This window comes from Exiguobacterium sp. s39, from assembly GCF_018618925.1.
In the GTDB taxonomy this organism is placed as follows: Bacteria; Bacillota; Bacilli; order Exiguobacteriales; family Exiguobacteriaceae; genus Exiguobacterium_A; species Exiguobacterium_A abrahamii.
On the sequence record NZ_JACSNA010000001.1, the window covers coordinates 1,943,608 to 1,958,481 of the forward strand.

Below are 14,874 nucleotides of genomic sequence, written 5' to 3' on the forward strand. Positions count from 1 at the left end.
GTTCCTCCTTTATAAGTATGAGTCAGTCGCGGTCACGAGGACCTTCGTCTCTTGTGTTGACTCATTGCGTAGTTGATGGATTTCTGAAGCCTTATAGTAAAGTGTCTCTCCTTGTTTCGCTACAAAAGACTGACGACCAAGCGTCAGCGTGACGTTTCCGGCGAGCACATAGACGAACGTCTCGGCACCCGATGGTTCATACGTCTTGAACGCTCCCCCCGGCGCGAGTGTCAATAGGACTGGTTCCATCTCTTTCTCATTCGATTCTGGAATGAGCCATGTGACATGATATCCTTGTTCCTCATCGGCATACGTCGTGACATCCTCTTCACCGTAGATGACTTTTTGATTGAGTGTGTCCTCATCAAAGAAATCCTTCGGTGAGATACCGAGGACTTCGAGGAGATGAAACAGCGTCTCGATCGACGGTGAACTGAGTTCCCGTTCGAGTTGCGAGATGTACCCTTTACTCAAGTCTGTTCTTTCCCCTAGTTCCTCTTGCGTCAATCCCTTTTGAAGACGGAGGTTCTTGATTTTTTGACCGATTGAGTACAATCGACGTCCTCCTCTCATCGGCTTAGTTTAGTATAAGATGACTAAAAGTTTACTAATCACGTACCGATTATAGCGTATTTCATTATTTAATCAACTAAAACGTTCAATATTTATTAATGTTCATTTGACAGCGAGAACGCTTACACCTACAATTAATATCAGGTACTAATTTAAGGAGGAACTTGTTATGCGGATCGCTTGGATCACTGATAGTACAACGATTTTACCGGATACGATCGCTCATCGTGATGATCTTTCGGTCGTCCCTTTACTCGTCATGAAAGATGGCGAAAGTTTCATCGATGGTGTCGACGTTGATGCGGAGACCGTCTATAGCTGGATTGACTCAAAACACAAGGTAACGACGAGCCAACCTTCGATCGGTAGTTTCACTGAGCATTATGAGCGGTTGAAAGAGGATTACGACGTTGGCTTCGCTGTTCACTTATCGAGCGAACTGAGTGGAACGTACAACGCCTCCGTTCAAGGGGCAGAGATTGCTGGCTTTCGTCTGATTGCGATTGATTCCCGTTGTGGCATCTACCCAGCTGGTCAACTTCTAGCGGAAGCGATTGAACTCGTCGAGGCGGGACACTCGATCGAATCCGTCGAACAGATCATTCTCGAGCGTCGTTTCGACCATCACATCGAATTCACGGTCGCGAACCTCGATCAATTACAAGCAGGCGGACGGATTTCTTCGACAAAGGCATTCGTCGGTAACTTGTTGCAACTTCGCCCGTTATTTCATTTCGAAGAAGGAAAGATCGTTCCTTACCAAACCGTCCGGACGTTCAAAAAAGCACATTCTAAGATTTTTGATCATCTTGTCGCAATCATTGAACGGGGGCAGGTCACGGATATTTCACTATTCCACGCGACAGCGTATGAACTGGCACTCGAGTGGAAACAACGACTCGAATCGCAATACGATGTGCATGTCCGCATCGATGACTTAACGCCGGTTCTCGGTTCGCATACAGGAAATCCAGCGATCGGAATGTCCTTTTTGAACCCGACGCGCCGACCGTGATGACTAATGAAAATGATTTTTGGGTAAACCTTCTTTAGAGAATAAAGGAGGTTTTTTGTTTGAAAACTAATAAATGGATTTGGCTCAACTGGGTCGGCTTCATCTTCACGATTGCCGTGAACGCTCTCGATGGTGGAAAGACAGGACGAATTTCCGATTCGATCATCACATTGTTCAAACCGGCTGGGTATGCGTTTTCGATTTGGGGATTGATTTATACAATTTTACTCATCTGGTTGATTTTGCAATCGATTCCGAAATTCAAGGAACACGAACTGGCGAAGAAAATCGGACCGTGGTTCTTGATCAGCTGTCTGTTCAACGCTGGCTGGATCGTCTCCTTCACGTTTGAACTGTTCGTCGTTTCCGTCGTCGTCATCGTCGGTCTTTTGCTGTCATTGATCGTCATCTACTCAAAAATTGATCGTGAGACGAAAGGATTACGCTTCAAGCTACCGTTCTCGCTTTATCTCGGCTGGGTATCGGTCGCGACGATCGCTGACATCTTCCTGACGATCAACGCAGAAGGTGTGACATCTTGGCTTGGAATTGGAGATGCAGGCTGGACGATGATCATGCTCGTCGTCGGAGTCGTCGTCGCTCTTCTCTTCATGTTTGCGAACCGTGATCCGATTTATCCGCTCGTCTTCGTCTGGGCGTATATCGCGATCAATTTCGAGTCCGATAACGGTCTCGTCGATACGACGGTTCTTGGTAGCGTCGTCTTATTGTTAGCCGGTTATATCTTCCTTCTCGTCCGGATGCGCCGCCAAGTCAGCGTGAGCAAGTGACGTTCCTTTCTTGTTCAAACGGCGTATACTAAAGGAAAGGAGTGAATGACCATGAATATCACATTTACACCGTCTGCTCAGGAGCGGATCCGCCAATTACGCGGTGAAGTATCCGGTCAACTGCACCTCTATTACGATACAGAGGGTTGTGGTTGCGGAAACTCTGGTATTTTCAGTATTCGCATCGTCGATGAAGCGACACCGGAAGACATGACGATTGATTCAAACGTCGGTCCCGTTCTCGTCAAGCGGTGGTCGAGTCATTTCCTCGATCAAGAAATGACACTCGATTACAACGCGGAGAAAAAAGCGCTCATCCTAAAAAGTGATGGACAATACTTTAATACGAATGTGCTCGTGACGGATCAAACAGGCTGCGTCCTAACGGTTCGTTCATAAGCGAAAATGAAAAAGGCAACTTCCACCGTGGAAGTTGCCTTTGTTTGTGTTCGAACAGACAGGTGCTGCGTCGAAAGCTGAGTTGATCGAGTATAGTCGAATGTACTGGATGTCTGTCTGCATCGTGCACGAGCTGGTGAAAACCTCCAGCGCTTGCTTTGCGTCCCCCCAGACGTCGCATGCACAATCCTCGCATGCTTATCTAGTATACGAACGGAAGTCACGTTTGGATTGCCTTATCCGACATTTAGAACCGTTTCTTCGATCGTCCGCTGGTTTAGATCCTTCACGTGCATCGGCTTACTGTAATAGTAACCTTGACCATAATCGCAACCGAGACGCTTTAAGAAAAGATGCTGTTCGAGTGTCTCGACACCTTCCGCGACGACTTCGATTCCAAGACTCTTCGCAAGCTGAATGATCATTTCTGTGATCGCTGTTCCCCGTTCGTCATGTGGGACTTCATCGATGAACGACTTGTCGATCTTCAGGATATCAATCGGAAGATGCTTTAAGTGTGTCAGTGAAGATAGACCCGTTCCGAAGTCATCGAGTGCAATCGTCAGACTGAGTTGCTTCAGTTCACCGAGCATCATCATCGCTCGGTCGAGATTCTCCATGACGGATGTTTCTGTGATTTCGAGCTGTAGTTGTAACTCGCTTCCACTCTTTAAGGAATGGTGAACGATCTCTTTAATCATCACGTTATGTGACTCGGATCGGAAGTGCATCGCGGATAAATTGACAGAGACTTGGCGAATGAAATAATCTTCCTTCTTCCAAATCTCCATCTGTGCGACGGTCTCCTTCAACACCCACTCGGTTAAACGATGAATCAGACTGTATTTTTCAGCAAGCGGGATGAACTCCGCCGGTGAGATGAAACCGAACTTCGGATGATTCCAGCGAATCAGAACTTCCGCCTGATCCACCTTTCCTGTCGCGAGTGCGATCTTCGGTTGATAGACGAGAGCGAACTCCTTGAAATCCGTCATCGCCCGGCGTAAGGAGCCGACGATCAATTGCTCCCTGCGATCGGAGTGTAGCGCATCATCGTACACGATGAATCGATCACGTCCCTCGTTCTTACCAGCACGTAGCGCACTTTCCATCTGACCAATCCGCATCTCAAGCGATTCCTTTGTGTTCGGTAAAATGACGCCCATCGTCGCTGTCAGATGGACTGCCTGATCTTCGAGGTCGATCGGTTGACGCACGTCCTCTAAAATCTGTTCGAAGACCTCCGTCATATCTTCCTGCGAGACACGTTTGATCAGGAAGAACTGCGTACCATTGTAACGGATACATGCTTCATCTTCCTTTAGCGTCCGTAGCATCCGTTCTGCGAACTGCCGAATGACCGCATCGCCCTTATCAAAACCGAATGTGTCATTGACCCACTTGTATCCATCCAGATCAAGCAAGGCCATCGCCATCTCCTGTTTCGCTCGACCGTAATGGGCATCGACCTTCGTCATATGATGGTCAAGCCACCTCCGATTATGCAGTCCGGTCAAATGATCCGTATACGCCATCATTTGTAGAGCACGTCGCTCCAAATGAATATAGAGTCCAGCAATCAAGATGACAATCAAGAAGACGGGGATTGCGACTTCGTTTAAGATGTTCGATGTGATGGGAGCGTCACCGATGATTCCGGCATTGGAAGCTGGGATACAAAACGATGTACCGAGCATTCCGACATAATGCATCGACGAGATGGCAAACCCCATCACGACCGCGATGGGAATCAAGATCCGTTTCTGATTGACATGTCTTAAGCGATGGAGCAGTAGCAAAGCGATATAAGCGACGGTAACGGCAATCAGAACCGATAAGAGGAATAATCCTGTTTCATACCGAACGGTTCCACCGAACTGCATCGCCATCATCCCGAGATAATGCATCGTGGCGATTCCGCCCCCCATCAGTGCCCCCGCTAAAATCACCTTATTTCTCGTAATCGTCGACGAGTACAAGAGATGGAAGGCAATGAAAGCAGCTAAAATGGCAGGAATGACGGATAAGAACATTAAAAACCAATCATAGCGAACCGTAACCGACAGGGCGAATGCCCCCATCCCGACGAAATGCATTCCCCAGATTGATAATCCCATCGTCAATGATGAGAGGAACAAGGCACGCTTCTTCAAGGAAGTCGCCTTCGCTAGACGCCGATTTAACTCTAGTGAACCATATGATCCGATGATGGCAACGAGCACTGACACTACGACGAGTGTCACTTCATAATGTTTCGTTAAGATGATCCATTCATTCATTGTATGAGGCCTCTCCTTAATAGACTGTCATTCTCCTAACTATCGTCTGCTCGGTCTCATTTCTTCAGTAAAAATTAGAAATTCATTCGATTTCTTATCATTTCAACGCGCTTTTGCTTATTCCATTGAGCACCTTGCACAAAAAAAAGCGAATCCGTAGGATACGGATTCGCTAGAGCTATCGATTATAATGCGACCGATGCGACGATTTCGCCCGTCGGTTTTTCTAAATCCGGTTCTGGTTCGACCGTGATGGCGACCGCGTCCACCTTGCCGTCTCCTTTAAGTGGGAAGACAGCTGCTGCTTCTCCATCTTTTTCGATGACACCGTTCGCAGTAGGTGTTTCCCCTTCGATCGTCCATAACTGATAAAGTTGCCCTTCTTGAAGCGGCGGTAAATCTTTCAACTGGACCAGCATGTACGATTTATCGTTTTGTGTGAAAATCATGCTTGATCCTTTAATGGACTCGGTGCTTTCGAAGTTCCCCATCCCTTTGATCTCATCCATCGCTAACGTCTCTGGTGTATCCGTATTTTCTTCCTGCGAGAGGAAGTAGGCATTCGCACCAAGTGAGAGAATCAAGGCGGCGGCGATACTCATCAACCAGCCGAGTGGGACACTCTTTTTCTTCGTTTGTTGCTGACGTGCTTGTTTGATGTCTACCGGGGTAGTCATCGGTGCTTCCTGAGGAGACGCCGTCTCTGCTGAACCAAGGACTTCTCCAAGAATTCGTGCTTTCATGCCTGCAGGAACGGGTCGCTCTGGGAGCGATTCAGCGATGGGAAGCATGAGTTCTTCCATTTCTAAAAGCGCTTCGCGACATTCTTCACACGTCGCAAGATGCGCCTCGAACGCGTCGTGGTCTGCTGCGGATAATGTTCCATTAAAATAATCGATTAAGTCATGACAACGTTCTTCCATCTCGTTCCCTCCCATCCATTCGTTTTCGTAATGCTTGAATCGCGCTCCTGATTCGCGTCTTGACCGTTCCAAGAGGTAAATCGAGCTGCTCTGAAATCTGTTGCTGCGTCATACCCTGGAAGTAAACGAGTTCAATCAGCTCTTGCTGTTCGGGTTTCAATTCACTAACCGCCCCGCGCACTTCAGCAGCTGTTTCCCGCTGCATGACCGTCCGCTCGACCGGCTCGTCGTATCCACCATCTCGTTCTTCGACTTCGATTGTCGGCTGTCGTTTTTCACGACGGAGACAATCAAGTGCCGCGTTACGTGTAATCGTTAAAATCCACGATGAAAACTTTCCTTTTTGTGTATCAAAATCAACACGACCATTCCAAATCTTCATCCACACTTCTTGTATGACTTCTTCGGACAACCGGTCATTATTCGTAAAGCGATGGGCGAATGAAAACAATAACCGCTCGTATTTATCGTACAATGTCTCGAGGGCTTGCTCATCACCGCTACGCATCAGATGATAAAGCGATTCATCGGATTGAGTGTGCATCCTTCTCCTCCTTCTGACGTCAGCCTTATCATATAGTATACGCAAGCTGACACCAAATCGTTTTCTATTTTATTCATTTTCTAAGTAAAAATCTTCACCACATCCATATTCCCTAATTCTAATAAAAGTATAGCTTAAAATTCTGCTGAATTGACAGTTATACCGTAATGGGCATAGCATAAAGATACTACATGACGTCAGGTCAACGGGAATCGGAGGAATAAAAATGGATTATGATCGGAAAATGAAGAACCGTGTTAGTCGGATTGAGGGACAGCTACGGGGGATTTTACGGATGATGGAAGAAGGGCAAGATTGCCGCGATGTCATCACCCAGCTCTCCGCTGCCCGTTCTGCGATTGACCGGACGATCGGCGTCGTCGTCAGTTCGAATCTAATTGAGTGCGTCAAGGACGCAGAACAAAACGGCGACGGACAAACTGAAGAACTCGTCAAGGAAGCGGTCAACTTGCTCGTTAAGAGCCGCTGATATAACGCTCGTACGGATAGTCTGCTTTGATAGCAGGCTATTTTTTAGACGTTTATTTAGTATACCAGCCGTTTGATCCAGGTTTGATTGCGCGCCAAAACAGGTATACTAAATTGTTATTATCTGGACTGCTCGTAAAAGGTGTCCACTTAGGAGGAAGAGTACTTATGACCGTTTCCCTATTCATTGATGTCGCATGTAAGACAGGCGAATCTCCTGTTTACGACGCAAAAACAAAGCGCTTTTATTTCGTTGATATTCCGAATCAACTCCTCTTTTCATATGACCTCGTCACAGAAGCACTTAAACCGTACACGTTACCAAGCGCCATCACATCGATTGCCTTGACCGATGCACCGGATTTATTACGTGTCACGGCTGAACACGGATTCGGGACGTTTGATCTCAAAGAAGGACACCTGTCTCTTGAGCATCAACTGTCGCTACCCGATTCCGACCGAATGAATGACGGAAAGCTTGATCCAACCGGTCAATATGTCGCCGGTAGCATTAATGAAGAAGACGGTAAGACCGCTGGATTGTTCCGTCTGCGTCACGATGGCTCCATTGATGTCTTACATGAAGACTTGACGAACTCCAATGGACTCGTCTGGTCAGAAGATGGCAAGACGCTTTATCACATCGATACACCGACGAAAAAAGTCTATGCCTTTGACTACGCTCCGGACGCACCACTTTCGAATAAGCGTGTCGCCGTTGATCTCGAAGAAGAAGAAGGGTTCCCGGATGGTATGACGAAGGACGCGGAAGGTCACGCTTGGATCGCGCATTATGCTGGATCATGCATCACCCGTTGGAATCTTACGACTGGTAAAAAACTCGCTCATGTCGACTTCCCGGTCGCAAATCCGACGTGCCCGATTTTCTATGAAGATCGATTGCTCGTCACGACGGCTGCAAACGGAGATGATGCGCCACACGCCGGTGCCGTCTTCGCTGTAACATTTGAATGATTCGTAGAGGAGGGATCATCTTTTTAGAGGTGATGCCTCTTTTTCCACACAATTCGTCTAGACGCCTATTCAAAAACAGACGATACTAAAGAAGAAGACTATTCATTTTTTGAAGGAGTGAAGCCGATGCGTGTCACGACAATCGAACGTTTACACCAATTGCAGACGACCCCATCCTTTTTCCCGGTCAACTGCTACCTGTTTGAAGAAGCAGACAGTTTAACATTGATTGATGCTGGACTCGGAATCAACGCAAAGGCGCTCTATCACTATATTCGAAAGCAAGAGAAACCACTCGGTGCGATCATTCTGACTCATGCGCACGCCGATCATGTCGGCTCACTGGACTTCCTTGCGAACGCCTTCCCTCTCGCTCAAGTCTGTATCAGTTACCGAGATGCTGCATTGCTCAGCGGGGATGAGACGCTACGAGAAGGCGAAACGACACCCTTAAAAGGGGGTATTCCGAAAAACATCAAAACACGACCGGATCGATTGCTCGAGAGTGGTCAACAAGTCGGAAGTCTCAGTGTCATCGCCTCACCCGGTCATACACCTGGTTCGATCTCGCTTTGGCATGAAGGAAGCCGGACGTTGATCGCTGGGGATGCTTTTCAGACACAAGGGGGACTTGCCGTCTCCGGTGATGTCCGTTGGCAATTCCCGTTCCCCGCACTCGCAACATGGGATCCGGACGTCGCCCTTCGCTCGGCTGATCAACTGACGGAACTATCTCCAGATATTCTTGCCGTCGGACACGGTCCCCTCATTCTCGGACCGAGTTACGAGATGCGCCAAGCTGTCGATCGATTCTCTCAGGTCTTACAGACGAAAAAATCATCTCTATTCAAATCACACACTTAAAACGGGACTGTATCATAAGTCAGTCTTTCCAAAGATAAGGGTGGCAGAATGAAAACCTGCCACCCTTATCTCATAACAAAAAGAATGACGCGTCGCACGCCACTCCTACAGGAATAAGCGCATTTATGCGCTGTCAGAGACAAACAAGACCCGTTTTCCTACTTGAATGAAGCAGGAAAACTGGCTTGTGTCTCGCCTGAGGAAAGGGCGTGAAAAGACGCGTCATTCTTTTTTTGAGTCAACCCCATTTTTTCGTCCAGTGGTTCAATTCTGTTCTGCAACAGAATAACGATAGACGCGTGCTTCGTAGGGACGCAAGATATCCGGGCTATCCGGATAGCTTGATACGAACAATTTTTCATGCGGTAAAATGAGGGCGGTCTGCATCGGTTCATCATGTACGTTGAGGACGATCCGCCAGACCTCTCCCTCTAGTTCCCGTTCATAAATATAGAGATACGGATCATGGAGTGCTAAGTCTCGGTACGTGCCGTAAACCATGATCGGATGTTGCTTTCGCATCTGAATCAGCGACTTGTAAAAAGCAAGCACGGACGATGGATCGGCTTCTGCCTGCGCAACATTGATGTCCTTATAATTCGGGTTGACGGCTAACCATGGTTTCCCACTCGTAAAGCCAGCTGCATGTGTACCGTCCCACTGCATCGGTGTGCGGGAGTTATCACGGGCGAGTAACTGCATCGATGAGAGTACGACCTCCGGGTCCTCTCCGCCAGCGACGCGCTCCGCGTATCGATTTCGAAAGGCGACGTCTTGATAGAGCGACGGATCCGAGAAGCGAATCCCCGTCATCCCGATCTCTTCTCCTTGATACACGTATGGAATGCCCGGTAACGTATGCAACATCAAACCGAGTAGTTTTGCGCTCTCGACGCGGTATCGTTCACTGCCGAAGCGCGTCACTTGTCGTGTATGATCATGGTTGTTGAGAAACTGTGAATTGACGCCTAGTGGGTATAAGACATCGTACCAGCGTTTCTGAATTTCCTTGAACCGTAAAAGATCCATCGCCTCCATATCGTCCGCGATCTCGAAGTGAAACAGCGTCCGAAGTTCTTCTCGATCTTCACTGACATATAACAGCCCGTCTTCTGGACCAACGAACGGAATCTCACCGACTGTGAATAACTCTTTCCCCGCAAGGACGTTCGCATGCATCTCCTGCAAGAAGTCATGTACGCCGGGCTGATTTCCAAGGTACGATAGATCAAACGGATTGGCGACATCCTCGAACGACCGTTTTTTGATCAAGTTGATGACATCCATCCGGAAGCCGTCGATCCCTTGAGCGATCCACCAGTTCATCATATCGTAGATCGCTTGCCTCACAGCTGGGTGCTCCCAGTTTAAGTCGGGCTGTTCTTTTGCGAAGGAATGAAAATAATACTGCCCGCGCTCTTCACTCCACGTCCATGGGCTTGGCGCAAAGTACGAGCGCCAGTTGTTCGGAGGCGTCTCTTTCGTGCCATCCTGCCAGATATACCAGTCATCCTTATCGTTGATCCGCTCCCGCGACTGACGGAACCAGTCATGCTGGTCACTCGTATGGTTCACGACTAAATCGAGAATGACCTTCAATCCACGGGCATGAGCGGACATGATCAACTCCTGGAGATCCCCCATCGTTCCCGCTTTTTCCATGATCTCGTAATAATCGGCAATATCATAGCCGTTATCGACGTCCGGGGAACGATAACACGGATTCAACCAAACGACATCGACACCAAGTGAAGCGATGTAATCGAGCTTGTCGATGACACCTCGCAAATCACCGATCCCATCTCCGTTCGAATCCTTAAAGCTACGCCAGTAGACTTGATAGACGACTGCCTCTTTCCAGTTAGCTCGCTTCATCTTCCCACTCCTCTCCCTACTCTTTATTCCCGCTCCACTTATCTGTACCTGTTTATCCGACAATTTTTTTGAATTTCGAAAAAGTTCTTTTCTTTTGACTGAATATTCGTTATCCTTGACGACAATACCACGAAGGAGGCATTCATCCATGAAACATTTCGCTCCATCCATCGCCATTGATCGGCTTCCTGCTCCCGTCTTCGCTGAGCTCGCAAACCGAATCGGTGCTGTAAAAGCTGCCGGACACGATGTCATCACACTTGGTCAAGGAACACCCGACCAGACGACGCCTGTACATATCCTCGATGCCTTAAAACAAGCCATCGACGAGCCAACGAACCTTCAATATCCACCGTTTCGTGGACATGATTTTCTAAAACAAGCCGTCGCTAGCTTTTACGCGACTGAGTTCGGTGTCACAATCGATCCAGCAACGGAAGTCGCGATTCTGCTCGGCAGTAAAGCCGGAATCGTCGCTTTACCGCAGACGATCGTCAACCCTGGAGAAGGAGTCATCGTTCCGGATCCAGGATACCCGGATTACCTGTCTGGTGCCGCACTCGCTGGCGCTTACCCGATCACGCTTCCGTTGCTCGAGAAAAACGGCTTCTTACCCGATTACGACTTACTTGATACGACGGACGTCGAGCGTGCCCGGATGTTGTTCCTCAACTACCCGAGTAATCCGACGGGTGCGACCGCGACGGCAGAAGCATTCGAACAGACAGTCGCTTTCGCCGATGCCCATGATATCTGTGTCGTCCATGACTTAGCATACGGCGGCATCAGTTTCGATGGTCCGACGCGAAGCTTCCTGCAGACGGAAGGGGCAAAAGACGTCGGGATCGAGCTATTCTCACTCTCAAAACGCTTCAACATGTCCGGCTTCCGGATTGCCTTCGCGATCGGAAATCCGTCCGTCATCTCAAGCATCGAAACATACCAAGAACATCTCTACGTCAGTGCCTTCACACCGATTCAGCATGCGGCGACCGTTGCCCTCACGAGTGACCAAACGTGCGTCCGCGAGTTAAGTAGCTTGTATGAAACGCGACGCGATGCGTTGTTCGCAAAACTCGATGCGATCGGTTGGAGTGGACCACGCCCGGGCGGTTCCTTCTTCGTCTGGCTTCCTGTTCCAGAAGGTTACACGTCCCAAAGCTTCACCGATCACCTGCTTGACGAAGCACACGTCGCCGTGACCCCTGGATCATTCTTCGGCGAATACGGTGAAGGCTACGTCCGGATTAGCTTGATTGCTGACGTCGAACGTCTCGAAGAAGCCGTCGATCGAATTGGAACGCTCAACCTGTTCCGGACACCTGTTGCGGAATAATTCTGAAAAAACATTTGACAGATGGGAATCATTTCCGTTAAAGTAAATCCCAACAGCATAACTACTTATCGAGAGCGACCGAGGGATTAGGCCCAACGACGTCCGGCAACCACCTGTAAGGAACGGTGCCACATCCTACAGAATGATTTTCATTCTGAGAGATAAGTTACGAAATCTTACACTTTCGTCGCTTTTTTCTGGTTGCTCTGCTACTAGGAAAAAGCGACTTTTTTTGTATGAGGAGATGAGCGGATGATTGAATTCAAACACATTACAAAACGGTTCGTTCGAGACCGGACCCCGATTTTTGCATTACGGGATGTCGATTTGACGATCCAAAAAGGAGAAATCTTCGGAATCATCGGTGAGTCTGGTGCCGGTAAAAGTACGTTGCTTCGCCTGATCAACGGGCTCGAGCATCCAACACAAGGAACCGTCAAGGTCGACGGTGTCTCGCTCGGCGGGATGTCAAAAGCAGATTTACGTCAACTTCGCTTGCGGACAGGAATGATCTTTCAGCATTTCCAATTGATCCAGTCACGCAACGTCGCGGATAACATCGCTTTTGCACTCAAGGCCGCTGGCGTCAAACGTGCAGATTTCCCGGAGCGAATTCGCGAACTCGTCTCGCTCGTCGGACTTGAAGGATTTGAGACGAACTTCCCGAGTCAATTAAGCGGTGGGCAGAAACAGCGCGTCGGGATTGCCCGGGCACTCGCAAACAATCCGACCGTCTTGTTATGTGATGAAGCGACATCCGCTCTTGATCCCGTTACGACACTACAGATTCTTGAACTGCTGAAGGATTTGAATGAACGACTCGGATTGACGATCGTCCTCATCACGCATGAGATTGATGTCGTCAAACAGATTTGCCATCGCGTCGCGGTCATGTCGCAAGGTGAAGTCGTCGAAGTCGCCTCAACCTATGACTTGTTCAGTCAAGCTAAGCATCCGGTGACGCAACATTATGTCGATACGGCATTACAAATCGAATTGCCGGAACGCATCTTACAGGCAACCCCAGGTAAGATCATCCGCTTGCAGTTCACAGGCGAGAAGACCGGTGAAAGTACGTTATCAGAAGCGATCCGCCGTTACGATATCTCAGTCAGCATCTTGCACGGCAAGGTCGACTACATTCAAGACGTCGCCTTCGGTGTCCTGATTGTCAGCTTGACGGGATCATCCGATCAAATCGCTCCTGCCCTTGACTGGCTCGCGACGGAACTTCACGCACTCGAGGTGATTCAGGATGTGGCTTGATCGTATTCAAACGATGTTACCGGAGCTCTTGAAGGCACTCGGCGAGACAGCATGGATGGTTGGTATTTCACTTGCTTTCGCATTGGTCGTCGGGATTCCGCTCGGAATTCTCTTGTTCGTCACCGACCGGGGATTATTTTTTCAAAACCTTGCCGTCCGCCGTGTTCTTGACTTCGTCGTCAACATCGTCCGGTCGCTACCGTTCATCATCTTGCTGGTTGCCCTCATTCCATTAACGAAGTTCTTACTCGACAATACGATCGGTCCGACGGCAGCGTCCGTCAGCCTTAGTGTCGCAGCGATTCCGTTTCTCGCGCGCCTTGTCGAAACATCACTCCGCGAGATTCCTCCTGGTTTGATTGAAGCAGCAGAAGCATGTGGGGCGAAACCCTTGCGGATCATCGTCAGTGTCCTCTTACCGGAAGCACTCCCTGGCATCATTCAGGGCATCACATTAACGACGATCAGCTTAATCGGCTTCTCAGCGATGGCTGGTATCGTCGGCGGCGGTGGTGTCGGTGACCTCGCGATCCGTTTCGGTTACTATCGCTACGATAATCTCATCATGATCGTGACGATCGTCGTGCTCATCGTCATCGTTCAAAGTATTCAAGCACTTGGCAATCAACTGGCGCGAAAAACAGATAAACGCTAATCATACATACAAAGGGAGAGTGGAATCATGAAAAAACGATATGCCTTTTTAGCAACAGCCTTACTTGGTGCAGGAGTCCTCGCGGGATGTGGAGACAGCAGTGCTGATGAAAAAGACAAGACGATCAAGATTGGTGCGACGAGTGGTCCGTATAGCGACATGGTCAAACAAGCGATCCAGCCGCAACTCGAAAAGAAAGGCTATAAAGTCGAAATCGTCGAGTTCAGCGATTACATCCAACCGAATATCGCCCTCGGTAGCGGGAACATCGACGCCAACTTGTTCCAACACTCGATCTATCTCAAGACGTTTTCTAAAGAAAAGAACCTCGATTTAAAAGGACTCATCACGGTTCCAACAGCACCGATGGGACTATACAGCAAGACAGCGAAGACACTTGACGACGTCAAGACAGGTGCTGAAGTCGCGACGCCGAATGATCCGACGAACCAAGCACGAGCACTGAACTTACTTGCGGAACAAGGCTGGATTGAACTGAAGCCGGATGTCGATCCACTAACCGTTTCAGAGAAAGATATCGTCAAGAATCCGAAGAAACTCGTCATTAAACCACTCGAGGCGGCTCAATTGCCACGCGCCGTCGAAAGTGTCGACATTTCAGCCGTTCCAGGGAACTTCGCACTTGCTGCGAAATTCGACTTACTTGATGCGTTAGCGCTTGAGACGATGGACGAACAATACCGTAACCTCGTCGCTGTCCAAACGAAAGATGCGGACAAACAAGTCGCAAAAGACTTAAAAGCAGCCGTCGAATCGGACGCTTTCAATACAGTCATCGAAAAATCATTCAAGGGCTTCAGTAAACCTGAATGGGCAAACTGATGTAAAAAACGACCGGAATTCAACGAGATCACCTCTCTTTGAATTCC

15 protein-coding genes and 1 riboswitch are annotated in these 14,874 nt (G+C 48.8%); of the genes, 10 read left to right on the top strand and 5 right to left on the bottom strand.

The features are described 5' to 3' along the window. Positions 1-9: 9 nt before the first annotated feature. Positions 10-555 (bottom strand): helix-turn-helix domain-containing protein, encoded by a 546-nt coding sequence (locus tag KNQ11_RS10145; RefSeq protein WP_064299356.1) that lies wholly within the window; start codon positions 553-555, stop codon positions 10-12. Between the two features lie 187 nt (positions 556-742). Here KNQ11_RS10145 and KNQ11_RS10150 point away from each other — a divergent pair, with 187 nt between their 5' ends. From KNQ11_RS10150 to KNQ11_RS10160, 3 genes are read left to right on the top strand one after another with little or no spacing between them, the layout of a single operon-like run. After that, complete coding sequence (locus KNQ11_RS10150; RefSeq protein WP_214771477.1) at positions 743-1,588, top strand: DegV family protein; 846 nt, start codon at positions 743-745, stop codon at positions 1,586-1,588. A gap of 59 nt (positions 1,589-1,647) precedes the next feature. Next, positions 1,648-2,379, top strand: a complete 732-nt coding sequence (locus KNQ11_RS10155) for a hypothetical protein (protein ID WP_050678116.1) — start codon at positions 1,648-1,650, stop codon at positions 2,377-2,379. A gap of 51 nt (positions 2,380-2,430) precedes the next feature. Continuing rightward, positions 2,431-2,778 carry an iron-sulfur cluster biosynthesis family protein gene (locus KNQ11_RS10160; protein WP_050678117.1) on the top strand — a complete coding sequence of 116 codons (348 nt, stop codon included), beginning with the start codon at positions 2,431-2,433 and terminating at the stop codon, positions 2,776-2,778. A gap of 236 nt (positions 2,779-3,014) precedes the next feature. Here KNQ11_RS10160 and KNQ11_RS10165 read toward each other — a convergent pair whose 3' ends face one another. From KNQ11_RS10165 to KNQ11_RS10175, 3 genes are all read right to left on the bottom strand, one after another. Then, positions 3,015-5,057 (bottom strand): bifunctional diguanylate cyclase/phosphodiesterase, encoded by a 2,043-nt coding sequence (locus KNQ11_RS10165; RefSeq protein ID WP_214771480.1) that lies wholly within the window; start codon positions 5,055-5,057, stop codon positions 3,015-3,017. Positions 5,058-5,242: 185 nt separating this feature from the next. After that, a complete protein-coding gene (locus tag KNQ11_RS10170; protein WP_214771483.1) occupies positions 5,243-5,980 on the bottom strand; it encodes an anti-sigma factor in 738 nt (245 codons plus the stop codon). Then, entirely contained in the window at positions 5,961-6,524 is a 564-nt protein-coding gene (locus KNQ11_RS10175; RefSeq protein ID WP_029342596.1) for an RNA polymerase sigma factor, read from the bottom strand. Before KNQ11_RS10175 ends, KNQ11_RS10170 begins: the two co-directional genes overlap by 20 nt. Positions 6,525-6,750: 226 nt before the next feature. Between KNQ11_RS10175 and KNQ11_RS10180 the strand changes: the two genes are divergently transcribed. The 3 genes from KNQ11_RS10180 to KNQ11_RS10190 all read left to right on the top strand — a co-directional run bounded on the left by KNQ11_RS10180 (position 6,751) and on the right by KNQ11_RS10190 (position 8,852). Continuing rightward, the gene (locus tag KNQ11_RS10180; RefSeq protein WP_023469359.1) at positions 6,751-7,014 is read left to right on the top strand and encodes a metal-sensitive transcriptional regulator; all 264 of its coding nucleotides are present in this window, start codon (positions 6,751-6,753) and stop codon (positions 7,012-7,014) included. A 167-nt stretch (positions 7,015-7,181) separates the two neighbouring features. Continuing rightward, on the top strand, positions 7,182-7,988 hold the full coding sequence (locus KNQ11_RS10185; protein ID WP_214724002.1) for an SMP-30/gluconolactonase/LRE family protein: 807 nt from the start codon (positions 7,182-7,184) through the stop codon (positions 7,986-7,988). A 126-nt stretch (positions 7,989-8,114) separates the two neighbouring features. Further along, entirely contained in the window at positions 8,115-8,852 is a 738-nt protein-coding gene (locus KNQ11_RS10190) for an MBL fold metallo-hydrolase (protein ID WP_214771486.1), read from the top strand. 264 nt (positions 8,853-9,116) lie between these two features. Here KNQ11_RS10190 and KNQ11_RS10195 read toward each other — a convergent pair whose 3' ends face one another. Next, positions 9,117-10,727, bottom strand: coding sequence for an alpha-glucosidase (locus tag KNQ11_RS10195; RefSeq protein WP_214771489.1), 1,611 nt, complete (start codon positions 10,725-10,727; stop codon positions 9,117-9,119). Positions 10,728-10,875: 148 nt separating this feature from the next. Here KNQ11_RS10195 and KNQ11_RS10200 point away from each other — a divergent pair, with 148 nt between their 5' ends. From KNQ11_RS10200 to KNQ11_RS10215, 4 genes are all read left to right on the top strand, one after another. After that, complete coding sequence (locus KNQ11_RS10200) at positions 10,876-12,063, top strand: aminotransferase class I/II-fold pyridoxal phosphate-dependent enzyme (protein WP_050678123.1); 1,188 nt, start codon at positions 10,876-10,878, stop codon at positions 12,061-12,063. A 62-nt stretch (positions 12,064-12,125) separates the two neighbouring features. Further along, positions 12,126-12,231: riboswitch (SAM riboswitch) on the top strand. An 84-nt stretch (positions 12,232-12,315) separates the two neighbouring features. Further along, positions 12,316-13,329: a methionine ABC transporter ATP-binding protein gene (locus tag KNQ11_RS10205; RefSeq protein WP_058712982.1), complete on the top strand. Its 1,014-nt coding sequence runs from the start codon at positions 12,316-12,318 to the stop codon at positions 13,327-13,329. Then, a complete protein-coding gene (locus KNQ11_RS10210) occupies positions 13,319-13,984 on the top strand; it encodes a methionine ABC transporter permease (RefSeq protein WP_023469366.1) in 666 nt (221 codons plus the stop codon). The genes KNQ11_RS10205 and KNQ11_RS10210 overlap by 11 nt, the downstream gene beginning before the upstream one ends. Positions 13,985-14,011: 27 nt before the next feature. Then, complete coding sequence (locus KNQ11_RS10215; RefSeq protein ID WP_029342601.1) at positions 14,012-14,827, top strand: MetQ/NlpA family ABC transporter substrate-binding protein; 816 nt, start codon at positions 14,012-14,014, stop codon at positions 14,825-14,827. Positions 14,828-14,874 lie beyond the last annotated feature (47 nt).